This is a genomic window from Erwinia sp. AnSW2-5 (assembly GCF_045107195.1).
GTDB lineage: Bacteria > Pseudomonadota > Gammaproteobacteria > Enterobacterales > Enterobacteriaceae > Erwinia.
This window is the reverse complement of sequence record NZ_JBJGXA010000025.1, coordinates 1-22,449: the sequence shown is the minus strand read 5'-3', so window position 1 is coordinate 22,449 and position 22,449 is coordinate 1. Positions and strand designations below refer to the sequence as shown.

Genomic DNA, 22,449 nt, shown 5'->3' with positions numbered 1-22,449 from the left:
AATCTGTAGGGGTCGGGCATGCCCGACCCTGTTTTATTCCCGTAAACACCAACGCAATGGGTTATTCAACATATACTCCCGCACGTTATACAACTCATCCTCGTCGCGAATCACCCGATCCCAATATCCTCGCTGCCATACAGTTAACCCCGCATGTATGCGACGTACTCTATTCGTCACTGCCGATTTATAGCTGCCCACGAGCGTCGCGACCGAAAACAGGTATCTCTCCGGTATCACTAAGATACAGTGCAGATGGTCGGGCATAATGATACTGCTGTCGATCTGGCAACCGGGAAAATGGTGAGGTAATGCGTAAAGATAGTCTCGGGCGATGATACCGAATGGATTGAGATAGCTGCGATAATCCAGGCAGTGGCCGAACAGTGGCCTTCTTTGCTGGCAGCACAGTGTCAGGTAGTAGTATCCGGGCTGGTGATAATCATAGTGTTTAAGGCGCAGAGATTTCCTTCGTTGCATGACATCCTCCTTTTTTAGGAGCATATCAGTACCGGATATGTTGCGTATTTTCGGCCTAAATATTGTCAGCGCGGCTCGCAAAAAACAACGGGCGAGGCGTGCCTCACCCCTACGATATACCGTGATGCTGTACCGGGCGAGGCGTGCCTCACCCCTGCATTATGCTGCAATAATCTGTAGGGGTCGGGCATGCCCGACCCGTTTTATCCTGCAATTGACGCCTCTTCCAGCAACCACCGCCGAAACAGCTCAATCTCCGCTTCTTCTTTGCGTGCAGTCTTAGCCATCATCCATGTTGCGCGATCCACCTCTGCAAACCCCAGCGGAGCAATCAACGATCCGTCACGGATCTCTTTTTTGACCAGGATCTGCGGCGTCATAATAATCCCCATCCCGTTACGTGCCGCCTGAATCGCCAGCGTCAGATTGTCGAAATGACGTCCCGCCCAGAAATCGCCCCGCGCCCCGGTTTTCTTCGCCCACTCCGCCCAGGCGTGCAGTTTGGTATCGGCATGCAGCAGCGGCAGGGTGGAGAAGTCTGTTTCGTAGGTAAAGCGGTGGCTGAACTTCGGGGCGCATACCGGGCCAATGTAGTCGACGGTAATCAGCGTGGCGGTAATATCCTCCTGCAACGGCTGCTCGTGGCTGACGATCAGCACATCGGTGTGCTCGCTGCGTACCCGCTCAATATCCACATGGGTCTGAAAGGTGAGGGCAATATCGCTATGTCGTTCAGAGAAACGACTGATGCGAGGGATCAGCCACTGCGCGAGAAAACTGGGGGCACATGAAATGGTCAGGCTGTGCAGATTGCGCGCGCGGATTTTCTCACAGGTCAATTCGATGTCACGAAAGGTCTGTATACAGCACACTTTCAGACGTTCTCCGTCCGGGGTCAGCTGCACCCGGCCACTCACGCGCAGAAACAGTGGTTTACCCAGCCACTCTTCTAACTGCTTGATTTGATGACTGACAGCACTGTGAGTCACATTCAGCGATTGTGCCGCCAGACTGAAGCTTTGATGCTCTGCCGCCTGATGGAAATAGCGCAGGGCGCGCAGTGAAGGAAGACCAGACATAATCATACCTTGTTAGAAAAACTAACAAGTAGTGTCTGTTTATATCATTTTCAAGTCCAGCATAATTTCCCTACTCTGGCTTCCTGGTCGGGGTGCTGTCCTGTCAGCCACCAGCAAACACCCCCTTCTGGTTTCTCTCGTTACACAGCCGTATTTTCCCCTTGTCAGCCCACGATTACATTCATCATCTATGCGAAGGAAAGGAAAATGACAAATCAGCATTCTGTAAAAACACAGCTCGTCATGTTTACCGGCGGTCGTGATAGCACCCTGGCAGCGTGTTATCTGATGTTACAGGGTATTCCTGTACACCTCTGGTCAGGAAACAGCGGATGTTCACTGCATCGTGGCATTTTGTCGCACCGTGTTGATGAATTGAAAAGCCGGTTTGGTGACTTAGTCGTCGCCCACACCATTGCCGATATCAGCGGCGCTTTCCGCTCAATTGCGATTGAACATCTGGAAAGTGACATTCTGAAATATCGTAAAAATCTGGTGCTGCTGGGAGAGAAACTGGCAATCCATGCCCACCTGGTCGATTTCTGCCACCGTAACGATATCAACACCATTAATGATGGCATCACCCATTATCAGATGGAGTTCCCGGAGCAGCGTCAGGTCGCGAAAACCTTCCTGATGGAGATGATGGCGCAGTATGACATCAACTATCAGTCGCCGATTTATGAGTTTGCTCAGTCAGCGGATGACGTGAAATATCGCCTGCTGCAACTGGGTATTTCGACCAAATCGCTGGAAGGGATCAGCATTTTCGCCGACAGCTTCTCCACGCCGAATGATGATGTGATCCTCGCTTACCTGCATGACAAAGCGCCACTGGCACACAACATCGTCCGTTTCCTGTCAGGTGAAACCCTGATGACGCCTGTGCTGAAAACCAGCGCCGCTGCCTGAATCTGAACGTCAGAGGTGGCGTAACCTGCGGGTTATGTCACCCGGAGCCTGAGATGAAAATAATCGTTAAATGCGCGGCCATTATTATTTATCAGCGTTCGCTGTTACTGACCCGTAAACGCGGCACCGAGATTTTTATCTCACCTGGCGGTAAGCCGCTGGCCGGAGAGGACCATCTGAGTTGCCTGAAGCGTGAGCTGCAGGAGGAACTGGGTGTACAGATCAAAGGTTTCCGGCCTTTTGGCCTGTTTCACGGTCAGGCCGAATTTGAAGCGATGGCCATCGAGAACCATGTTTACCACGTTGAAATCGACGGGCAGCCACGCGCGGGTAACGAAATCGAAGAGATTGCGTGGGTGAATTACCGCCGGCCTCCCTGTGAAATCGCGGTCGGGTCGATCTTCCGTGACAACGTTATGCCACTGCTTTTCCAGCAAGAGTTGATAAATTAATGGACGCATCCTCACTTTCCCCTCAGTTACAGCAGATCCATGGCGATCGGTTTTATAAGCGAGCTTCTATGCTGAAAGACGAACTCCGGGAAGAGCTAACCCGCATATACCAACTGCAAGAGTACGATCTGTTTTTTGTTCAGTCGGTACGCGTCGGTCTGGTGATCTTGTCGCATCTGTTTCATAAGCAGGAAACCACGCTGTGCCTGGCGAAACATGCGCACTATCAACCCATCACTGAGCTGTTTAGCCCACCGGCCTCGCATTTAACCGAACCGGGCAGTGTGCCGATCATGACTCACGTCAACCCGTATACTGGTGAACTGAACAGTCTGAAGGGCAGTAAAGGTAAAGGTGTGGTGGATGCTTCACACAGTTTTGCCACCAACCGCCACGGCGAGCTGATTGCGGACAGTTCCATTTTCGTCGCTCCTCTCCATAAACATGCTTCGTTAACCATCGGTCTGGCGATTATCGCCCTGCGCCCTGAGGACTTCAGTACCTTGATGCGCAGCGAACTGCGTTTGTTTGAAGAGTCCACATCATCGGTAAAACCGCTGGAAGAAGCCCTGCAAAACGTACGCAGTACCCACTGGCAGCCGTATAACGTGGCTCAGGTCCGGCCTGTGCAGCTGAAAGATGTCGCGGGTAGGGACTTCACCTCAATCAGCGCACCGGGTTTGCCCTTTAGTTGTTTCCCTGTACCTGCGCTCAGCGAGAGTCTGCAACAGCAGGTAAAAGCGGCAGGGGCCAGCTATTTCCCTCATGCTAACACCCTGCGTTTGTCGTGCTGGGTACGTGGTGACGGCAGTGAGCCGGTCGATATGACGGAGCAGGTAGAACACAAACTGAGCACTCTGTGGGAGGCGAAATGAAAAATACCTTTGCCGTCAATGGCAATATGATTGGCATCATGGGTGGCGTGATCCTCAGCACGGATTCAGTCTTTATCCGCATGATGGGCATTGAAAACTCGTGGCTGATCGTGGCCCTGCGCGGGCTGTGCATGTGGGGTGTCTGCCTGCTGATGTGGGCCTTTTGGCGCCAGAGCCGCTCTACTCTTGGCACGCCGTGGCTGACCAAAGACAATATTCTGTCGGCGCTGTTTTTCTGCATCGCTTCCGCCTGTTTTGTCAATGCGCTTAACCGTGGCAATGTGGCGACGGTACTGGTGATTATCTCGTCCACACCATTTATTTCGGCCCTGATTACCCGCCTGTTCTTTAAAGTGGCTATCGATCGCAGCGTGATGCTGGCCTCGCTGGCGGGTATTGTCGGCGTGGTGATTGTGATGTCAGGTCGTGGCCTCGGCCATAATGGCATCGCCAATGTCTATGCGCTGGGCACGGCAGTATCGATGGCGCTGGCGTTTATCTTTACCTCACGCGTGAGCGGTGGCACGGCGGGATTACCTTCACTGGGGGCGGTGCTGGCATCGGTGCTGATTATGCTGTGGCCAGATTCCAACATGGTCGATAATCTGAAAGTGTTGTCGGCTGCGCAATATGGTTGGGTGATTGCGGAAGGGGCACTGATTATGCCGCTGGCAATGGGTTTAATCACGTTATCAACGCGTTTTGTCTCTCCGGCCAATGCCGGGCTGTTTTTACTGCTTGAAACCGCGCTGGCTCCGCTGTGGATGTTTCTGTTTATGGATGAAATCCCGACAATTCAGGCAGTTATTGGTGGTGCAATCATCATCGTTGCGGTGATTTCTCAAACGCTGTATGCCCGCCGTCAGGTATCGCTACAACGTTACGCCGATGCAGGATAACCGTGCCCTTCCTTGTGGACAGCGGGCCAAAATGGTATGTTCTTGCCCTCAGATAAAGTGATCAATTAAGCGATTCGCAAGGGGATTTACGCAATGCGTATTATTCTGCTCGGAGCTCCGGGTGCAGGTAAAGGGACTCAGGCTCAGTTCATTATGGAGAAATACGGTATTCCGCAGATCTCCACGGGTGACATGTTACGCGCCGCTGTTAAAGCAGGTTCGGAGTTGGGTCAGAAAGCCAAACAGATTATGGATGACGGTAAACTGGTGACTGACGAACTGGTTATCGCGCTGGTCAAAGAGCGTATCGCTCAGGAAGACTGCCGTAACGGTTTCCTGCTGGATGGCTTCCCACGTACCATTCCTCAGGCGGATGCCATGAAGGAAGCGGGCATTAAAGTAGACAATGTGCTGGAATTCGCCGTGCCTGATGAACTGATCGTTGATCGCATCGTTGGCCGTCGTGTACATGCGCCGTCTGGCCGTGTGTACCACGTCACTTACAATCCGCCGAAAGTGGAAGGTAAAGACGATGTGACCGGTGAAGAGCTGACCATCCGTAAAGATGACCAGGAAGCTACCGTACGTAAACGTCTGGTGGAATACCATGAGATGACGGCTCCGCTGATTGCTTACTACAGCAAAGAAGCCGCCGAAGGTCATACGGCTTACCACAAGATCGACGGCACCCGTAAAGTGACTGAAGTTAGCGCAGAGCTGGCTAAAATCCTCGGTTAGTGCTTTTTGAGCCAGGTGATACCCTGGCTCAATGACAGCAATTGGTTTATCCCCCGCTTTTTTCCGCTAGAATAAGTCTCGTTTTCATCCCCGATGATGCCGTAAAAAGGAATAACAATGAGGCAAGACAAGCCCGGCGTGTTACTGGTTAACTTAGGCACACCCGATGCACCTACCACACCTGCCGTAAAACGTTATCTTAAACAGTTTCTTAGCGACAAACGCGTGGTCGATACCGCGCGCTGGTTGTGGTGGCCGATCCTGAATATCGGCATTCTGCCGCTGCGATCTCCGCGTGTGGCAAAACTGTATGCTTCCGTATGGATGGACGAAGGTTCCCCGTTGATGGTTTACAGTCAGCGTCAGCGCGCTGCGTTGGCCGCCCGGCTGGATATGCCGGTGGCACTGGGGATGAGCTACGGTAATCCGAGCCTGAAAAGTGCTATCGATGACCTGATGCAGCAGGGCGTTAATCGCCTCATCGTCCTGCCGCTTTATCCGCAGTTCTCCTGCTCGACCGTCGCGGCGGTATGGGACGGTATTACCGACGTGTTCGCCGGTTACCGCAGCCTGCCGTCTGTGCAGTTTATCCGTGATTATGCTGAGCATCCGGCCTATATTGCGGCGTTGAAAGCGTCGGTTGAACGTTCTTTTGCGCAGCACGGCAAGCCCGACCTGCTGGTCACCTCTTTCCACGGCATCCCGCAACGCTTCGCCGATGAAGGCGATGACTATCCTGTGCGCTGCTATGACACCTTTAACGCGCTAACGGCCTCACTGGGGCTGGGCAGCAGTGAAGCGATGCTGACGTTCCAGTCACGTTTTGGACGTGAGCCGTGGCTGATGCCTTACACCGATGAAACCATGAAATCCCTGCCGGCCAAAGGCGTGAAGCATGTGCAGATTATGAGCCCGGGCTTTTCATCTGACTGCCTGGAGACGCTGGAGGAGATTAACGGTGAGAACCGTGAGATTTTCCTCCACGCGGGGGGGACGCGTTTTGAATACATTCCGGCGCTGAATGATGATGAAGAACACATCACCATGATGCTGGAGCTGGTAAACCAGTACCGCTAAAACACCGGGAGGCGACGTCTCCTGGTCGTCGTCACAGAGCGCAATTGTGCTATAATTGCGCTCTGAACCCCTTCTGTAGCCTGCAATGATGAAATTCCCCGGTAAACGTAAATCCAAACACTATTTCCCCGTCAGTGCGCGTGATCCCTTACTACAGCCGGTTCAGCCGGAAAACGATGCGGCTAACAGCTGGATTGTTGGTATCGATCAGATCCTCGTCGACATTGAAGCGAAAGTGGATGATGACTTTGTGGCGCGTTATGGCCTGAGTCTCGGGCACTCGCTGGTCATTGAGGATGACATTGCAGAGGCGTTGTATGCCGAGCTGCTCGATAATCAACTGATTACTCATCAGTTCGCGGGCGGCACCATCGGCAATACGCTGCACAACTATTCGGTACTGGCGGATGACCGTTCAGTGCTGCTGGGCGTGATGTGTAATAACGTGCAGATTGGTGGTTACGCTTACCGTTACCTGTGTAATACCTCCAGCCGAACCGATTTGAACTATTTGCAGGGTGTGGACGGGGCGATTGGCCGCTGTTTCACGCTGATCGGTGATAACGGTGAACGTACCTTCGCCATCAGTCCGGGGATGATGAACCAGTTACGCCCTCAGAGTATCCCTGAAGAGGTGATTGCCGGGGCATCGGCACTGGTGCTGACCTCTTACCTGGTGCGCTGTAAGCCGGGTGAACCGATGCCTGAGGCGACCATGCAGGCGATTCACTGGGCGAAGAAGCACAACGTCCCGGTCGTCCTGACGCTGGGGACCAAGTATGTGATTGCCGATAATCCACAGTTCTGGCGTGATTTCCTGCGTGAGCACGTTTCTGTGGTGGCAATGAATGAAGATGAAGCTTTCGAGCTGACCGGTGAGCGCGATCCGTTGCAGGCCGCGAATATTGCCCTCGACTGGGTCGATCTGGTGCTGTGTACTGCCGGGCCAAACGGTCTGTATATGGCGGCCTTCACTGAAGAGTCCGGCAAACGTATCACGCAGCATCCGCTGTTGCCGGGGGCGATCCCGGAGTTTAACCAGTATGAGTTCAGCCGTGCCATGCGCCAGCAGGACTGCACCCAGCCGCTGCGTATTTTCTCCCATATCGCACCTTATATGGGCGGGCCGGAAAAGATCATGAATACCAATGGGGCAGGGGATGGCGCACTGGCGGCGCTGCTGCACGATATTACCGCCAACAACTTCCATCGCTCGAACGTGCCGAACTCCAGTAAGCACGGGCGCAATTATCTCACCTACTCCTCGCTGGCGCAGGTGTGCAAGTATGCGAATCGAGTGAGTTATCAGGTGCTTAATCAGCATTCACCGCGTTTAACGCGCGGATTGCCGGAACGGGAAGACAGTCTGGAAGAGTCATACTGGGAGCGGTAAGGGACAGGATGTCAGGTTGTGCTAATCATTGGCACGGGGCGACCGGAAAAAAGGGTCGCCCCCTACGTATCGCCGCCGCATCCACGGTTGTGCGGGTTGTCTCGATTGACGTAGGGGCTGACCTTCTTTTTTGGCCAGCCCGTAATTGCATTCGTATCAGGCTTAAATCGGGCATTCCGCCGGGGTTTCCACCGGACTCAACAGCAGCAAGTTCAGCATACTGTTGGCAATTTCCCGCTCGCCCATCACCACACGATCCGCACCGCGCTCCATAATATAATCCACTTCATCGTCATAATGCGCACGGGCAATAATCTCAATGTTCGGGCGCGTTTCGCGAGCAGCAATAACAATCTCTCCGGCTTCATAACCGTTAGGAATGGTCAGCAGCAGCCAGCGTGCGCAGTCCAGGCGCGCCAGTTCCATAATGTCGCCGCGTGCGGCGTTGCCCAGGACCGATTTGATCCCCTGCTCACGTAGGGCCTCGACACGTGGACGGCTGTTCTCCACCACCACAATCGGAATACCGGCTTCCATCAGACGGCTGCCCAGCAGGCTGCCCACGCGACCAAAGCCGACAATCACCGCGTGATTACACAGATCCACCGGGATCTGCTTCTCTTCTTCGATGGCTTCTTCCATCGTCTGCTCTTCGATGGTTTCGGTTTTTTCCAGATAGCGTTCCAGCACCGCAAACAGAATCGGATTCAGCATAATCGACAGGATCGCCCCCGCCAGTACCAGATTACGTCCACTGTCAGGCAGCAGATTCAGGGAGATGCCCAGGCCCGCGAGAATAAAGGCGAATTCACCGATCTGCGCCAGGCTGACGGAGATAGTCAATGCGGTACGTTTGGAGTGGCCGAACAGCATCACCAGGAACAGTGCCACCAGTGACTTACCAAAGACGATAATCGCCAGCGCACCCAGTACCGCCAGCGGCTGCTGGATAAGGATCATCGGGTCAAACAACATGCCGACGGACACGAAGAACAGCACTGCGAAAGCATCGCGCAGTGGCAAGGTATCGTGCGCGGCCCGGTGGCTCAGTTCCGATTCGTTCAGCACCATACCGGCAAAGAAAGCCCCCAGTGCGAAGGAGACATCGAATAACTCGACGGCACCGAAGGCAATACCCAGCGCCAGTGCCAGCACGGAAAGGGTGAACAGTTCGCGCGAACCGGTCGCCGCACTGCGCGCAAGGATCCACGGCACCACGCGTTTCCCCACCACCATCATCAGTACCATAAACGCCGCCACCTTGCCGATGGTAATCAGCAGGTCGAACAGCACCATCGTGACGCTGGCTTTACCTTCTTCGAATAGCCCGGCAATCGCAGGCAGCAGCACCAGCGCCAGCACCATCATCAGGTCTTCCACAATCAGCCAGCCGATAGCAATCTGACCGCGCTGACTGTCAATTAACTGTCGCTCTTCCAACGCACGCAGCAGCACCACGGTACTGGCGGTTGAAAGGCAGAGTCCGAATACCAGACCCGTCATCATTGGCCATCCCAGCGCCCACGACAGCCCCATGCCTAACAGTGTGGCAGCGGCGATTTGTGCAATGGCACCCGGGATGGCGATGGACTTTACGGCCATCAGATCTTTCAGAGAGAAGTGCAGACCCACGCCAAACATCAGCAGGATCACCCCCAGTTCGGCCAGTTCAAGTGCCAGATTGGTATCAGCAACAAAACCTGGGGTAAAAGGCCCGGCGAGCACGCCAGCTAACAGATAACCAACAAGGGGAGAAATGCGCAGGCGATTAGCCAGCATACCGAAGAGGAAGGCGAGAACTAAGCCTCCTACAATGGTAGTGATAAGCGGGGTGGTGTGGGGCATGCCTGTCTCCTTTTGTGTATATACCCAAGAGACTTCAAGTTGTAAAGATGTCGGCAGTGCTGGCTCACAGGGCTGACGATGCTCCAGGAGGCCCGCAGGTTTGCCGTTTTCCAGCAACTTAAATTATCCAGAGTGTATATGTGTCCAGTTGTAAGTTTTCAGTGTATGGCATATTACCGGATGACGCTTGTCATTATTATCAAAAATGGCAAAAAACTGAATCATTGAGGGGAATTTGTCAAAGAGTGCGATTTTAGACAGTTATCAGATTGCAGGGCAGACGTTACAGGAGCATGACCCGGTGCTAAATGCATTCATCAGCACCGGGATGGGACTATTTATGTCGGTTATCAGGCAGGAAAGCCGTCAAAATACCGAGAAGTGGTAGATAAGCGCAGATTTGATAGACCAGTTCAATACCCTGGTGATCGGCGACCACGCCCAGAATGGCGGCACCCAGCCCACCCATCCCGAAGGAAAAACCGAAAAATAGCCCGGAAACCATACCTATACGGCCCGGCATCAATTCCTGTGCGTAGACCAGAATGGCGGAAAACGCGGAGGCGAGCACAAAACCAATCACTACGGACAGCGCACCGGTCCACCATAAGTTGACGTAAGGTAACATCAGCGTAAACGGGGCAACGCCAAGAATAGACACCCAAATCACTCTTTTTCGACCGATTTTATCGCCAATCGGGCCGCCGATGACCGTGCCTGCCGCCACCGCAAACAGGAACATAAACAGATGCAACTGGGCATTCTGCACGGAAAGCCCGAATTTGTGCATCAGATAGAAGGTGTAGTAGCTGCTCAGGCTGGTGAGATAGAAGTATTTCGAGAAAACCAGCACCAACAAAATCGTGATGGCAAAGGCTACCTGACGGCGGGGCAGCAGGTTCACGGCCGGAGCCGTCTGGCTTTTGGCAACGCGGTTCTGGTTCTGATACCAGCGGCTGATCTGCAACAGCACGACAATTCCCAACAGGGCGGCCAGCGAGAACCAGGCGACATTACCGCGACCGTAAGGGGCGATAATCAGCGCAGCCAGCAGCGGCCCAAGAGAGCTGCCAAAGTTGCCACCTACCTGAAACAGTGACTGCGCAAGCCCATGTCGTCCGCCGGAGGCCATGCGTGCCACACGCGAAGATTCAGGATGGAACACCGAGGAGCCGGTGCCCACCAGCGCCGCTGCGACCAGGATCATCGGGAAGGTAGTGGCCATCGACAGCAGCACCAGCCCGCAAAGGGTGAACCCCATACCAACAGGCAGCGACCAGGGCTGCGGGTGTTTATCGGTAAAGTGGCCAATCAGTGGCTGTAGCAGTGAAGCCGTCATCTGATAGGTCAGGGTGATCATGCCGATTTGCACGAAGCTGAGTGAAAAGTCTTCGCGTAACAGCGGATAAATCGCCAGAATCAGCGACTGAATCATATCATTAAGCAAATGAGCCACGCTGATCGCGCCAAGTATGCCGAATGCAGTGCGCCGGACCGGCGTCTTTGAGGAGGAAAGGGTGTGATCGCTTGCCATTAAGTTAACCTGTCATTGTCTTGTGTTTTTATAGGGTGCAGAAAGCCCTTAGCTTGCTAATAACATAAGGTACAGTAATTATCTTTTAGCGTTAAGCCTGCGGCATTATCATACCCGTCAAATATTCTGGGTATCAGCCAATCATTTTTCCGTTGCAGAGTTGTTCAACAAGGAGGGTCAGAGTGCCATTATTTAAAAGAAGTCTCGCCAGCGTGCTGACGGTGGCGTTATTAAGCACCCCATTGATGGCCCAGGCGTGGGTGAAAGACCGGACCTATAAGTTTACGGTGCTTCACACCAACGATCATCACGGGCGTTTCTGGAATAACGAACAGGGCGAATATGGCCTGGCAGCACAAAAAACCATGATGGACCAGATCCGTTATGAGGTGCAGGCTCACGGCGGTGCTGTGCTGATCCTCTCCGGCGGCGACATTAATACCGGTGTACCGGAATCTGACCTGCAGGATGCGGAACCCGATTTTCGCGGTATGAATCTGATTGGTTATGACGCGATGGCGATTGGTAACCATGAGTTTGATAATCCACTCTCCGTTCTGCGTCAGCAGCAGAAGTGGGCCAAATTCCCGCTGCTCTCCGCCAATATTTATCAGAAAAGCACCGGAAATCGGCTGTTCCAGCCTTACGCCCTGTTTAACCGCATGGGACTGAAAATCGCCGTTATCGGCCTCACCACCGACGATACGGCGAAAATCGGCAACCCGGAAAATTTCACCGACATCCAGTTCCATAAACCGGCAACCGAAGCAAAAGCGGTGGTCGAGCAACTGCGGGCGAAAGAGAAGCCGGATGTGATTATCGCCGCCACGCATATGGGCCATTACGATAACGGTCATCACGGATCTAATGCGCCGGGTGATGTGGAAATGGCGCGTGAACTGCCAGCAGGTTACCTCGATATGATCGTGGGGGGGCACTCGCAGGACCCGGTATGCATGGCGAAAGAGAATGTGAAGCAGGCTGACTATGTGCCAGGCATGCCCTGCACGCCAGATCGCCAGAATGGTACCTGGATTGTTCAGGCCCACGAGTGGGGCAAATATATCGGTCGTGCTGACTTCACCTTCCTGAACGGCAAGCTGACGCTGGATCACTATGAGCTGGTGCCGATTAACCTGAAGCATAAAGTGAAGAATGCTGACGGCAGCACCACCTGGGTGAATTACACCCCTGAAATCGCCAAAAATCCGGCGATGCAAAAACTGCTGACCCCGTTCCAGAAAAAGGGTGAGGCACAATTGGGCGTGAAAATCGGCAGCGTTAACGGACGGCTGGAGGGCGATCGCAGCAAAGTGCGTTTCGTGCAGACCAGCATGGCGCGTCTGATCCTCGAAGGACAGATCGAACGGACGAAAGCTGACTTTGCCATCATGAGTGGCGGCGGTGTGCGTGACTCGATTGATGGGGGCGCCATCACTTATAAGGATGTCCTGAAAGTGCAGCCTTTCGGTAATACGCTGGTATATGTCGATATGAAAGGCAGCGAAGTTGAGAAGTACCTCAGTGTTGTGGCCAATAAGCAGGTTGATTCAGGTGCCTATGCACAGTTTGCGCGCATCAGCCTGACGGCAGATGGCACCGGTGTCAGCAATATCCTGATCAACGGCAAGCCACTTGAAGCGGATAAAACCTATCGCATGGCGACCCTAAGTTTTAATGCCACGGGCGGCGACGGTTATCCGCTGGTGGATAAACTGCCAGGCTACGTGAATACCGGCTTTGTGGATGCCGAAGTGCTGAAACAGTATATCCAGAGCCACTCACCGCTCGACGTGGCGAAATATCAGCCAGCCGGGGAGATTGTCTATCAGAAAGCAGACGGTAAAGCAGAAGAGAAGGCACCGGAGAAAGCTGCAGAAAGTGAGAAACCAGCAGAACCTAAGCACTAGCGTCCGGTGAAAGTGGATACAGCGAAGCACTAACGGCTTTACCCTGGGGTCGACGTTTTTCCGGTCGACCCCAACAATAACACCTGCGCAGTGACGTTAACCGTGTTTGTTCACTGGATGCTGCTGGCGTGAGTTCACTATACGTTCACGCACTTTGTCATAGATCCAGTTATACGCCATGGTGTAGGGCAGGAAGAACAGGAAGAAGACGATTTCAATCATCAGCGCCTGCCACAGGCTGACACCCAGCATCCAGGCGGCGGGTGGCAAACCAATCAGAATAAAGCCCCCTTCAAAACCCAGTGCGTGCATGATGCGCAGGCCGAGGCCGCGAGTCACTTTTTCGCGTGGCCACAAGCGGTCAAATCCGGCGTTGTAAACCATGTTCCATATCATCGCCAGCGTCGACAGCATGATGGGATGGCCAGCGCGCCCATCTGAAACAGGGGCTTATTCATAATCCACGCGGCTAAGGGTGACACCAGTGCAATCGCCAGCACTTCGAAACCAGCGGCATGGAAAAAACGTTCTTTTAGCGTACGACCAGACATACATCCTCCTTAATTTTCTATGGGCGCTATTTTCCACGTTTTATTTGCTAAAATAAAATGACTATCCATCGATAAAAGCGATACTTCTTTGCGTTACTCACCGGAATCACTGGAAGCTTTTGTGCAAACTGTGGAAAGCGGATCCTTCTCCGCAGCGGCGCGTGCGCTGCGCAAAAGCCAGTCAACCATCAGCACAGCGATAGCGAATCTTGAAAACGATCTGGGATTTACGCTGTTCAGCCGCGAGCAGCGTAATCCGGTATTAACCGAAAACGGGCAGCGTGCGCTCGCGCAGGTAAAAGAGATCCTTAACGCATCAGCGAAGCTGGACGAGTTGGCCATTCGTCTTTCCGGTGAGATCGAACCCTGCCTGCGACTGGCGATCTCCGATTTTTGGCAGGCTGATTATCATGAGTCACTGCTACAACGCTTTGACAGTCGCTACCCGGATATTGAATTCGAGTGCATGATCGCAGAAGATGCCGACGTGATTGATCTGTTACACAGCCAGCGTGCACATATTGGCGTGGTGCGGGTACAGGATCATTATCCGTCGGATATCTGCGTGAAACGCCTGCAAGTGGAAGTACAGATGGCTATTTTTCTCCATCAGGATCATCCACTGGCGCAGCAGGATAAGGTGACTGAGCAGGAGCTGAAAGCGCTGCGGCAGCTGCGGCTGAATACCTGGGTGGATCACTCGCCTGCGCCGACCGGAAAAGTGTGGCTGGCGCCATCTTATCTCTTACTGCTGGAAATGGCTGAACAGGGATTTGGCTGGAGTATTTTGCCGCGCTGGCTGACCCAGCAGTTTGGCCACCAGACGCTGCGTGAGCTACCGGTAGAAGGCTGGCCGCAGAGCATTCAGGTGGATGTGATCTGGTCGCGCCGCACGCCACCCGGCCCGGCAGGGCGCTGGATGATCGATCAGTTGCTGGCCCAGCGCTCCGCGTAAAGAAGGGTTAATCGCTACGTTTAGCGATATCGGCAAAGCTGGCATTGAGCAGTTGCGCCAGATCCTGCGGCTTTAGTTCAAGATCCAGCCCGCGCTTGCCGCCGGAGACGAAGATCGTGTCAAACTGCTGCGCAAGGTGGTCAATCACCGTTGGCAGCCGCTTCTTTTGCCCTAACGGACTGATGCCGCCCAGCAGATAACCGGTGCTGCGTTGGGCAAACTGCGGGTCAGCCATCTCGACCTTTTTCGCCCCCAGCGCTTTAGCGACTTTCTTCAAATCGAGCTGACCGGCAACCGGCGTCACCGCCACGGCCAGGGTTTTATTATCGCCATTCATTGCTACCAGCAGGGTTTTATACACCTGATCTGCATCCAGATTCAGCTTGCGTACCGCTTCGTCACCGAAGTGGGTTTCGCTGCTGTCATGCTCATAAGGATGGAGCGTAAAGGCGACTTTTTGTTTTTCCAGCAGTTTTACCGCAGGTGTCATAACCACTAACCTTCTGTCGTATTTTCCAGGAAAGAGTGAACAATTGATGAACAAAAATGCTGGCGAAATATTACACTTTGAGCGACAATCTTGCCCGCGTCAGCTTAACCGCTGAGACGATAACAAAAATCATAAATATGTCCTTATTGACGGGCCGATAGAGATATCGGCCTTTTTTTATCGCTGAATCAGCAGGCCCGGCAGATTTCCCTCGCCGTAAAGATGCAGCGCACCCACCGCAACCACGTAGCGCCCGGCTGGCAGCTGGTGTAAAAACTGGCACCACTGCTGATTGCGCTGGTGCATTAACAGGTCGTTCAGATTACTGCTGAAGGTGCTGGGCAACGCCAGTTTGCCGATGTTTCCCGGCGGGGCTTCCAGCCACCAGCTCACCATGGTTTGCAGCAGGCGCGCATTGGTTTGCCAGTGTTGTAGCGTATCTTCCAGCAACGGCAGGCCGTTCTCCGGCAGTGATTTCAATAATGCCAGCTGGGTTTCTGGTCCTTCCAGCTCAATGACTTTTTTCTGACGTTCACGTGCCGCCTGCAACAGCTGGTAGTCAATACCGCAGTCGGCACGCAGCCCAAGACGCTGTGCCTGCTGCGCCTGAAGCATCAGCGCCACCTGCCAGGCGGGCAGCGTATCAACGCGCTCCAGGTCGATACTTAGCTCTTCACAGCGGCGTTGCAGTTGCTGCCACTGCTCAGCGGAAAGGCGTTCCGCCAGCGGCGAGCAAAGCTCACTTTCACTGAAGGGGGAGGCACCGGCGGTAATGTCCGCCTCAACAATGAGTGCATCAGCCTGCTGAAGCCGCTCATGCAGCACTGCTGGCAGCGGCATCATATTGCGGGTCCCCATATGAATACTGCCCACCAGGTGCAGATGGCGCTGGCCCAGTGTGATATCAAGGGCTGGATAGCGGTAACTGACCGACCACAGTCTGCGCCACAACGTCTGAAGCCCATGTATAAGATTCGCCATTGCTTTCTGCCTCATGCTGTCAATCACACTATGCTAGCGTGATAAGTCGCTGACGAACAGGGCAAAACGCAGCACTCACTGGCCGATTTACGATTGCGGTGGGCGGTAGCGAATCAGGCGATTAGCATTACTCACCACGGTAATTGATGAAAGTGCCATCGCTGCACCCGCCACCACTGGACTGAGCAGGGTTCCCGTCAGGGGATACAGAACTCCGGCCGCAATCGGGATGCCAAAGGCGTTATAGATAAATGCCCCAAGCAGATTTTGCTTCATATTGCGTAGGGTCGCCTGGGAAATCGCCAGTGCATCGGCTACCGCATTCAGATCCTGACGCATCAGGGTGATCGCTGCTGTCTCGATGGCCACATCGCTGCCGCCACCCATGGCGATCCCGACATCAGCCTGTGCAAGGGCCGGAGCATCATTGATGCCATCACCAATCATCGCCACCTGCTGGCCCTGTTGTTGCAGGGCGCGGATCGCATCGGCTTTCCCTTCCGGCAGAACCCCGGCAATAACATGATCGATACCGGCTTCATGCGCAATCGCGTTGGCTGTAATCGTATTATCGCCCGTCAGCATCACCAGCTGATAACCCCGTTTATGCAGCCGTTGCAGCGCACTAACACTCTCTTTACGCAGAGGATCACGAATGGCAAACAGCGCGACAATTTCCCCTCCGGCTGCCAGCAGGACCGGCGTAGCACCACTTTCCGCCTGCTGTTCCACCTGCAGTGCGATCGCCCCGGTCGCAATCTGTTGCTGTGCCATCAACGGTGGGTTACCCAGCAGCAGCGGAGTGCCAGCGAGTATGCCGCTGACGCCCAGCCCCGGTATTGTACGAAATTGCTCAATCTCAGGCAGCGTCGCCAGGGCGGCGTACTCAATGATGGCGCGCGCCAGCGGATGACTGGAACCCTGCTCCAGTGCTGCAGCCTGGCGCAACACGGTTTGCCTGTCAGCTCCGTTAAAGAGCAGGACTTCAACGACACGCGGTGCCCCTTCTGTCAGGGTGCCGGTTTTATCAAAGACTAAGGTGCTCAGGGTACTGGCGCGTTGCAGCGCATCGGCATCACGCACCAGTACACCAAACTCGGCGGCACGCCCGACCCCGGCGATAATTGACATCGGCGTGGCCAGCCCCAGAGCACAAGGGCAGGCAATAATCAGCACGGTGGTGGCAATCACCAGGGTGTAAATCATCTGCGGTGCCGGGCCGACCAGATACCACACGGCCGCGCTGAACAGGGCAATGGCAACGACCAGCGGGACAAACACCGCAGAAATTTTATCCGCCAGCTGGCCGATCTCCGGCTTACTGCTTTGCGCCTGACGCACTAACTGAATAATGCGCGACAGGGTGGTGTTTTTACCAATGGCGGTGGCGCTGAACAGCACGCTGCCATCCTGTAATACTGTCCCGGCGTGCAGAGCATCACCCGATGACTTCTGTTGCGGGATTGCTTCGCCGGTTAGCATCGCTTCATCCAGCCAGGCTTCACCGCGCAGAATGGTGCCATCGACCGGCACCCGATCGCCGGTGGTAACGCGCAGCGTCATCCCCAGCTGTACCTCACTCAGCGGCAGGATCTGCTCACCATTTCCCGTCACGACACGCGCCGTCGGCGGCGTCAGATCCAGCAATTTTTCCAGCGCTTTTGACGAACGCTGGCGGGCGCGCTGTTCCAGCATATGGCCAAGATTAATCAGGCCGATAATCATGGCGCTGGCTTCGTAATAGAGGTGACGGGCCGCCATCGGGAACAGGTCCGGCCACACATTGACAGTGATCGAATAGAGCCAGGCGGCGGCCGTTCCCAGCGCCACCAGCGTATCCATAGTGGCGCTGCGGTTCAGCAAGCTGCGCCATGCGCTGCGGTAAAAATGCCCCCCGGCGATGATCATCACCAGCAATGTCAGCACACCGACCACCAGCCATGCGCTGCGGTTGTCGGCGGTCAGCATCATATTGTCGCCGATCATCCCCCATCCCATTAGCGGAATGCCCAGTGCCAGTGCCAGGATGGCCTGCCAGCGAAAACGTTTTACCGCAGACTGCGCGGTTTGCTGCTGTTTTTCCCGACGTTTGACATCATCTTCGATGATTTCAGCACCGTAGCCAGCACGGCTAACGGCATCAATCAGCGCCTCGGGCAACGCAGAACCCGTCACCAGAGCGCTGCGCTCGGCAAGGTTAACCCGGGCCTGATTGACACCGGCCACGTTTTGCAGCGCGCTCTGTACGCGGCTGACACAGCTGGCACAGCTCATACCCTCGATCAGGAGCTGATAGCTGTCGGGCGTATCAATCGTGGTTTGTGCCGGAAGCTCAGGGAGGGACGCTGTCAGCGCTTCCGGCTGAGGTTCTGATTCTGTCAGCGTATCAGGCTTTGGGTGAGTAGCGTCCACAGCGAGGCTGGCGTGATAACCAGCCTGTTCAACGGCCGCGATCAGCGCATCAGCACTGGCATCGCCGGTAATGCGTGCTTCCGTGATACTGACTTCCGCCAGTGTGACATCGCCACGCTGTTCCAGCGTCTCTTTAACCCGTTTAACACAGTGGCCGCAGGACAATCCATCCAGAGCCAGGGTTGTGACTTGCGTCATATCATTACTCCTGTTGATCCGGTTTGACCCGGAGCTGTTTTTACATTAGTTATGGAGGTTAAACCTTCCATCAAGGGGAAGGTCAAGGAGGAAGAATGAATATCAGCGACGTGGCAAAAAAAACCGGATTAACCAGTAAGGCGATCCGTTTTTATGAAGAGAAAGGGCTGGTGACGCCGCCGCTGCGCACGGAGAACGGCTATCGTAGCTACAGTGCAAAACACCTGGAAGAGCTGACGCTATTACGCCAGGCCCGCCAGGTCGGATTTAATCTGGATGAGTGCCGGGAGATGGTCAGCCTGTTTAACAATCCTGAACGCCACAGCGCCGATGTGAAAGCGCGGACGCTCAGTAAAGTGCGGGAGATCGAAACCCATATCAGCGAACTCCAGCTGATGCGTCAGACATTGCTCGATCTCGCCGACAGTTGCCCGGGTGATGACAGCGCCGAATGCCCGATAATCAATCACCTGGCCGGATACTGCCACAGCGCTAAGCAGGGTTAAACCTCGCGGCGGACAATGCGCAGCGTGATCCCTTCCACCGCCACTACGGTGATCTGCGTTCCGGCGGGCAGATCGTCATCTGCCTGGACGCGCCAGTTACCGTCACCAATACGCACATGGCCGAAGCCATTGATCAGCCCGGCATCCAGCGTCAGCTGGCGGCCAATCATCTGCTGACCCCGCTGATTTAACGTCGAAGGCGGATGACGTCGGTCACGGTGCTTAAGCCAGCGATACCACCACAGTGCAGCGAGAATGGTCAGCACGGCAAAACTCAGCCCCTGCCACTCCCACGGCATCGGCACCAGCCACACCAGCAGGCTGACCAGCACGGCAGCAACACCGCTCCACAGCAGATAACCACTGGCACCCAGCATTTCCGCCACCAGCAGCAGGCCGCCGAAGGTCAGCCACAGCCACCACGGATTGGCAAGCAGTTCATCGATCATCGGCGGTTACGCTCCGCTTTGCTTTCGCCCAGCAGTTCGCTAATGCCGGCGATGGAACCCATCAGGCTGCTGGCTTCCAGCGGCATCATCACCACTTTACTGTTGCTGGAGGAGCCGATGTTTTGCAAAGCATCGGTATATTTCTGAGCAATAAAGTAGTTAATCGCCTGAATATCCCCGGCGGCAATCGCTTCAGACACCATTTTGGTCGCCTGCGCTTCGGCTTCTGCACTACGCTCACGCGCTTCCGCAGCAAGGAATGCCGACTGACGTTCACCTTCTGCTTTCAGGATCTGCGACTGTTTTTCCCCTTCAGCGCGCAGGATCGCCGCCTGGCGAACCCCCTCGGCTTCCAGAATATCAGCACGCTTGGTTCGTTCAGCCTTCATCTGCGCGTTCATTGAGGCAATCAGTTCCGCCGGCGGGCGGACATCACGGATCTCAATACGGGTAATTTTGATGCCCCACGGGTTGGTGGCTTCATCGACAATGTGCAGCAGGCGGGTATTGATGTTGTCACGTTGCGACAGCATTTCATCCAGCTCCATTGACCCCAGAACGGTACGCATATTGGTCATCGTCAGGTTGATGATCGCCAGCTCAAGATTGCTGACTTCATACGCGGCACGCGCCGGATCAACCACCTGAATAAAGCACACGGCATCGATGGTGACGCTGGCGTTATCTTTAGAGATGATCTCCTGCGAGGGGATATCCAGCACTTGTTCCATCATATTGATTTTGCGGCCAACGCGATCCATAAAGGGGATCACGAGATTCAGGCCTGGCTGGAGTGTATTGGTGTAGCGGCCGAAGCGTTCAACGGTCCACTGGTAACCCTGTGGGACGATTTTGATACCTGACCAGACGAGGATCAGGGCCAGAATGATAATGACGGGAATCACAGTCAACATAAAAAAATAACCTCCAGATTGTTATTATTAAGCAATGCTTTTGGGGCGATCATTTTCCCGATCGCCCGTTGTTCACACTATCTCTATTAGTACAGCAGAGAATAGAGCTGACGGCGATATTTCGCTGCCAGTGCATCGCCGGTACCCAGCGCCGCGAGAATGTCCTGCAAAATTTTACGCGCCTGGCCGTTGGCCGCAGCGAGATCTTTCTTCAGATGGGAGAACAGCAGTTCCAGCGCTTCTTCATTGCGCCCGACCTGGTGGTATTGCAGTGCCAGCTGGGTGGCCAGTTCGGCATTGTCAGGATCGGCTTCGATCTGCTGTTGCAACTGCTGAATTTCCGGCGTATCCGCAGCCTGCTTTAGCAGCTCGATCTGTGCAACCAGGCCCTGATAGCGCGTGTCCTGATCCTGCAACGGCACAACTTTTAGTACGGCTTCGGCCTCTTCGCTGCGTGTCAGCCCAATCAGCACTTCGGCCAGCAGAAAACCGATATCGCTGCGCTGATTGCTCAGTGCCCACGCATCTTTCAGCAGTGGCAGAGCCTCAATCAGCTTGCCTTCATCCATCAACTGCATCGCCTGTTGGGCTTTCAGCTCTTCTTCTTTCGGCAATACTTTTTCCAGTAGTGCGCGCACGGCTTCTTCCGGCTGCGGTCCCTGGAAACCGTCCACCGGCTGACCATTTTGGAACAGGTAAACCGTCGGGATAGAGCGCAGCCCAAACTGCTGTGCAACAGCGTGTTCCGCGTCACAGTCCAGCCTTGCCAGAACAAACTGACCGGCATACTCCTGCGCCAGACGTTCCAGCAGCGGCGTCAGATGCTGACAGTGCTGGCTGCGCTCTGACCAGAAGTAGAACAGCACCGGGATCTGCATCGACTGTTCCAGCGTCTGTTGCAGATTAGCTTCATTAATTTCGACAATTGCGGCTTGTGGTGACATGAATTCGTCTCTTTTCACGTAAGTTTCTTACTCTATTGGGGCGGGGGGCGGTGCTTCAAGGTCCAGCGCCTAATTCTGGCGTAAAAACCGATCCATCATCCAGCCCGGTAGTATACGACGTAACAGGGTAATGACATGGGTTACCATCGTTACAGGATAGCGCAAACGCGGGTGGCGGCTCTCCAGCGCATGGCGCAGTTTCGGCAATATCGCTTCCGGCGGCAGCGTAAAGCGGGCGGCGATCCCCGGGTTTTTCACCGGTTTATCCTGCTGTGCCTGCTGAACGTTATCGGTAAAGCGGGTATGAATCGGCCCTGGCTCAATCAGGCTGACGCGCACGCCGCTGCTGTGCAGCTCCATCCGCAGGGCATCGGACCAGGCCTCCAGCGCGTATTTACTGGCGGCATAGGCACCGCGCCCAGGTGTTGAGATCAGCCCCATCACCGAGCTGGTATTCACAATGCGGCCACATGAGGCGATCAGCGCTGGCAGCAGCAGGATGGTGAGCTGGTGGGTGCCGAACAGGTTGGTAGAAAACTGCTGTTCCAACTGCTGGCGCGATACCGACTGCAACGGACCATAGACGCCGAAGCCGCCGTTGTTAAACAGACCTGCCAGGCGGCCATCACACAGCGTCAGGATCTCCCCGGCGGCCTGTTCGACGCTGGCGGCGTCATCCAGGTCCAGCAACACACCGCTGAAACCCAGTTGGTTCATGCGATCCACATCCTGCGGTTTACGGCAGGCAGCGATAACATGGTAGCCACGGCGCAGCAGATCGTTGGCTGCGACCAGGCCAATGCCGCTGGAACTGCCCGTAATAACAATGCTTTTTTGCATAACTTTCTATACCTA

Annotated in this window: 21 protein-coding genes and 1 pseudogene; 10 read left to right on the top strand and 12 right to left on the bottom strand. The window is 54.7% G+C overall.

Annotation, left to right across the window (positions count from 1 at the left end):
- Positions 1-33 precede the first annotated feature (33 nt).
- A complete protein-coding gene (locus ACFL9S_RS16560; protein WP_405262991.1) occupies positions 34-480 on the bottom strand; it encodes a transposase in 447 nt (148 codons plus the stop codon).
- A gap of 203 nt (positions 481-683) precedes the next feature.
- Positions 684-1,559: a LysR family transcriptional regulator gene (locus tag ACFL9S_RS16555; RefSeq protein ID WP_405262990.1), complete on the bottom strand. Its 876-nt coding sequence runs from the start codon at positions 1,557-1,559 to the stop codon at positions 684-686.
- Positions 1,560-1,766: 207 nt separating this feature from the next.
- Here ACFL9S_RS16555 and ACFL9S_RS16550 point away from each other — a divergent pair, with 207 nt between their 5' ends.
- The 7 genes from ACFL9S_RS16550 (at position 1,767) to ACFL9S_RS16520 (ending at position 7,905) form a co-directional block, all read left to right on the top strand.
- Positions 1,767-2,471, top strand: coding sequence for a hypothetical protein (locus tag ACFL9S_RS16550; protein ID WP_133845738.1), 705 nt, complete (start codon positions 1,767-1,769; stop codon positions 2,469-2,471).
- A gap of 53 nt (positions 2,472-2,524) precedes the next feature.
- Positions 2,525-2,923 (top strand): NUDIX domain-containing protein, encoded by a 399-nt coding sequence (locus ACFL9S_RS16545; RefSeq protein WP_405262989.1) that lies wholly within the window; start codon positions 2,525-2,527, stop codon positions 2,921-2,923.
- On the top strand, positions 2,923-3,798 hold the full coding sequence (locus ACFL9S_RS16540) for a DUF6024 family protein (protein ID WP_405262988.1): 876 nt from the start codon (positions 2,923-2,925) through the stop codon (positions 3,796-3,798). The genes ACFL9S_RS16545 and ACFL9S_RS16540 overlap by 1 nt, the downstream gene beginning before the upstream one ends.
- Positions 3,795-4,697 carry a DMT family transporter gene (locus tag ACFL9S_RS16535; RefSeq protein ID WP_405262987.1) on the top strand — a complete coding sequence of 301 codons (903 nt, stop codon included), beginning with the start codon at positions 3,795-3,797 and terminating at the stop codon, positions 4,695-4,697. Before ACFL9S_RS16540 ends, ACFL9S_RS16535 begins: the two co-directional genes overlap by 4 nt.
- Positions 4,698-4,790: 93 nt before the next feature.
- Positions 4,791-5,435, top strand: a complete 645-nt coding sequence (gene adk / locus ACFL9S_RS16530; protein WP_405262986.1) for an adenylate kinase — start codon at positions 4,791-4,793, stop codon at positions 5,433-5,435.
- 117 nt (positions 5,436-5,552) lie between these two features.
- Positions 5,553-6,512, top strand: a complete 960-nt coding sequence (hemH, locus tag ACFL9S_RS16525; protein ID WP_405262985.1) for a ferrochelatase — start codon at positions 5,553-5,555, stop codon at positions 6,510-6,512.
- An 88-nt stretch (positions 6,513-6,600) separates the two neighbouring features.
- Positions 6,601-7,905, top strand: coding sequence for an inosine/guanosine kinase (locus ACFL9S_RS16520; RefSeq protein ID WP_405263026.1), 1,305 nt, complete (start codon positions 6,601-6,603; stop codon positions 7,903-7,905).
- Between the two features lie 162 nt (positions 7,906-8,067).
- Here ACFL9S_RS16520 and ybaL read toward each other — a convergent pair whose 3' ends face one another.
- On the bottom strand, positions 8,068-9,750 hold the full coding sequence (gene ybaL / locus ACFL9S_RS16515) for a YbaL family putative K(+) efflux transporter (protein ID WP_405262984.1): 1,683 nt from the start codon (positions 9,748-9,750) through the stop codon (positions 8,068-8,070).
- 334 nt (positions 9,751-10,084) lie between these two features.
- The gene (locus tag ACFL9S_RS16510; protein ID WP_405262983.1) at positions 10,085-11,284 is read right to left on the bottom strand and encodes an MFS transporter; all 1,200 of its coding nucleotides are present in this window, start codon (positions 11,282-11,284) and stop codon (positions 10,085-10,087) included.
- Between the two features lie 182 nt (positions 11,285-11,466).
- Here ACFL9S_RS16510 and ushA point away from each other — a divergent pair, with 182 nt between their 5' ends.
- On the top strand, positions 11,467-13,194 hold the full coding sequence (ushA, locus tag ACFL9S_RS16505) for a bifunctional UDP-sugar hydrolase/5'-nucleotidase UshA (RefSeq protein ID WP_405262982.1): 1,728 nt from the start codon (positions 11,467-11,469) through the stop codon (positions 13,192-13,194).
- A 96-nt stretch (positions 13,195-13,290) separates the two neighbouring features.
- Here the strand turns inward: ushA and ACFL9S_RS16500 are convergent.
- Positions 13,291-13,745: pseudogene (locus tag ACFL9S_RS16500) on the bottom strand (multidrug/biocide efflux PACE transporter).
- 88 nt (positions 13,746-13,833) lie between these two features.
- Here ACFL9S_RS16500 and ACFL9S_RS16495 point away from each other — a divergent pair.
- A complete protein-coding gene (locus ACFL9S_RS16495) occupies positions 13,834-14,700 on the top strand; it encodes a LysR family transcriptional regulator (RefSeq protein WP_405262981.1) in 867 nt (288 codons plus the stop codon).
- 7 nt (positions 14,701-14,707) lie between these two features.
- Here the strand turns inward: ACFL9S_RS16495 and ybaK are convergent, their stop codons facing one another.
- From ybaK to copA, 3 genes are all read right to left on the bottom strand, one after another.
- Entirely contained in the window at positions 14,708-15,190 is a 483-nt protein-coding gene (ybaK, locus tag ACFL9S_RS16490) for a Cys-tRNA(Pro)/Cys-tRNA(Cys) deacylase YbaK (RefSeq protein ID WP_405262980.1), read from the bottom strand.
- A gap of 177 nt (positions 15,191-15,367) precedes the next feature.
- Positions 15,368-16,171 carry a TraB/GumN family protein gene (locus ACFL9S_RS16485; RefSeq protein WP_405262979.1) on the bottom strand — a complete coding sequence of 268 codons (804 nt, stop codon included), beginning with the start codon at positions 16,169-16,171 and terminating at the stop codon, positions 15,368-15,370.
- Positions 16,172-16,258: 87 nt separating this feature from the next.
- Positions 16,259-18,781, bottom strand: coding sequence for a copper-exporting P-type ATPase CopA (gene copA / locus ACFL9S_RS16480; protein ID WP_405262978.1), 2,523 nt, complete (start codon positions 18,779-18,781; stop codon positions 16,259-16,261).
- 95 nt (positions 18,782-18,876) lie between these two features.
- Here copA and cueR point away from each other — a divergent pair, with 95 nt between their 5' ends.
- Positions 18,877-19,287: a Cu(I)-responsive transcriptional regulator gene (cueR, locus tag ACFL9S_RS16475; RefSeq protein ID WP_405262977.1), complete on the top strand. Its 411-nt coding sequence runs from the start codon at positions 18,877-18,879 to the stop codon at positions 19,285-19,287.
- On the opposite strand, the gene ACFL9S_RS16470 is transcribed toward cueR, so the two are convergent.
- The 4 genes from ACFL9S_RS16470 to ACFL9S_RS16455 all read right to left on the bottom strand — a co-directional run bounded on the left by ACFL9S_RS16470 (position 19,284) and on the right by ACFL9S_RS16455 (position 22,434).
- A complete protein-coding gene (locus ACFL9S_RS16470; protein ID WP_405262976.1) occupies positions 19,284-19,736 on the bottom strand; it encodes an NfeD family protein in 453 nt (150 codons plus the stop codon). The genes cueR and ACFL9S_RS16470 overlap by 4 nt on opposite strands.
- Positions 19,733-20,650 (bottom strand): SPFH domain-containing protein, encoded by a 918-nt coding sequence (locus ACFL9S_RS16465; RefSeq protein ID WP_405262975.1) that lies wholly within the window; start codon positions 20,648-20,650, stop codon positions 19,733-19,735. The genes ACFL9S_RS16470 and ACFL9S_RS16465 overlap by 4 nt, the downstream gene beginning before the upstream one ends.
- A gap of 86 nt (positions 20,651-20,736) precedes the next feature.
- Complete coding sequence (locus ACFL9S_RS16460; RefSeq protein WP_405262974.1) at positions 20,737-21,594, bottom strand: co-chaperone YbbN; 858 nt, start codon at positions 21,592-21,594, stop codon at positions 20,737-20,739.
- Between the two features lie 69 nt (positions 21,595-21,663).
- Complete coding sequence (locus tag ACFL9S_RS16455; protein WP_405262973.1) at positions 21,664-22,434, bottom strand: SDR family oxidoreductase; 771 nt, start codon at positions 22,432-22,434, stop codon at positions 21,664-21,666.
- Positions 22,435-22,449 lie beyond the last annotated feature (15 nt).

Coding starts and splice junctions, on each gene's coding strand:
- adk (WP_405262986.1), top strand. CDS start 4,791: ATGCGTATTATTCTGCTCGGAGCTCCGGGTGCAGGTAAAGGGACTCAG.
- ACFL9S_RS16510 (WP_405262983.1), bottom strand. CDS start 11,284: ATGGCAAGCGATCACACCCTTTCCTCCTCAAAGACGCCGGTCCGGCGC.
- ACFL9S_RS16550 (WP_133845738.1), top strand. CDS start 1,767: ATGACAAATCAGCATTCTGTAAAAACACAGCTCGTCATGTTTACCGGC.
- ACFL9S_RS16470 (WP_405262976.1), bottom strand. CDS start 19,736: ATGATCGATGAACTGCTTGCCAATCCGTGGTGGCTGTGGCTGACCTTC.
- ACFL9S_RS16460 (WP_405262974.1), bottom strand. CDS start 21,594: ATGTCACCACAAGCCGCAATTGTCGAAATTAATGAAGCTAATCTGCAA.
- ACFL9S_RS16485 (WP_405262979.1), bottom strand. CDS start 16,171: ATGGCGAATCTTATACATGGGCTTCAGACGTTGTGGCGCAGACTGTGG.
- ACFL9S_RS16540 (WP_405262988.1), top strand. CDS start 2,923: ATGGACGCATCCTCACTTTCCCCTCAGTTACAGCAGATCCATGGCGAT.
- cueR (WP_405262977.1), top strand. CDS start 18,877: ATGAATATCAGCGACGTGGCAAAAAAAACCGGATTAACCAGTAAGGCG.
- ACFL9S_RS16465 (WP_405262975.1), bottom strand. CDS start 20,650: ATGTTGACTGTGATTCCCGTCATTATCATTCTGGCCCTGATCCTCGTC.
- ACFL9S_RS16560 (WP_405262991.1), bottom strand. CDS start 480: ATGCAACGAAGGAAATCTCTGCGCCTTAAACACTATGATTATCACCAG.
- ACFL9S_RS16455 (WP_405262973.1), bottom strand. CDS start 22,434: ATGCAAAAAAGCATTGTTATTACGGGCAGTTCCAGCGGCATTGGCCTG.
- ACFL9S_RS16555 (WP_405262990.1), bottom strand. CDS start 1,559: ATGTCTGGTCTTCCTTCACTGCGCGCCCTGCGCTATTTCCATCAGGCG.
- ACFL9S_RS16535 (WP_405262987.1), top strand. CDS start 3,795: ATGAAAAATACCTTTGCCGTCAATGGCAATATGATTGGCATCATGGGT.
- ybaK (WP_405262980.1), bottom strand. CDS start 15,190: ATGACACCTGCGGTAAAACTGCTGGAAAAACAAAAAGTCGCCTTTACG.
- ybaL (WP_405262984.1), bottom strand. CDS start 9,750: ATGCCCCACACCACCCCGCTTATCACTACCATTGTAGGAGGCTTAGTT.
- copA (WP_405262978.1), bottom strand. CDS start 18,781: ATGACGCAAGTCACAACCCTGGCTCTGGATGGATTGTCCTGCGGCCAC.
- hemH (WP_405262985.1), top strand. CDS start 5,553: ATGAGGCAAGACAAGCCCGGCGTGTTACTGGTTAACTTAGGCACACCC.
- ACFL9S_RS16520 (WP_405263026.1), top strand. CDS start 6,601: ATGAAATTCCCCGGTAAACGTAAATCCAAACACTATTTCCCCGTCAGT.
- ACFL9S_RS16545 (WP_405262989.1), top strand. CDS start 2,525: ATGAAAATAATCGTTAAATGCGCGGCCATTATTATTTATCAGCGTTCG.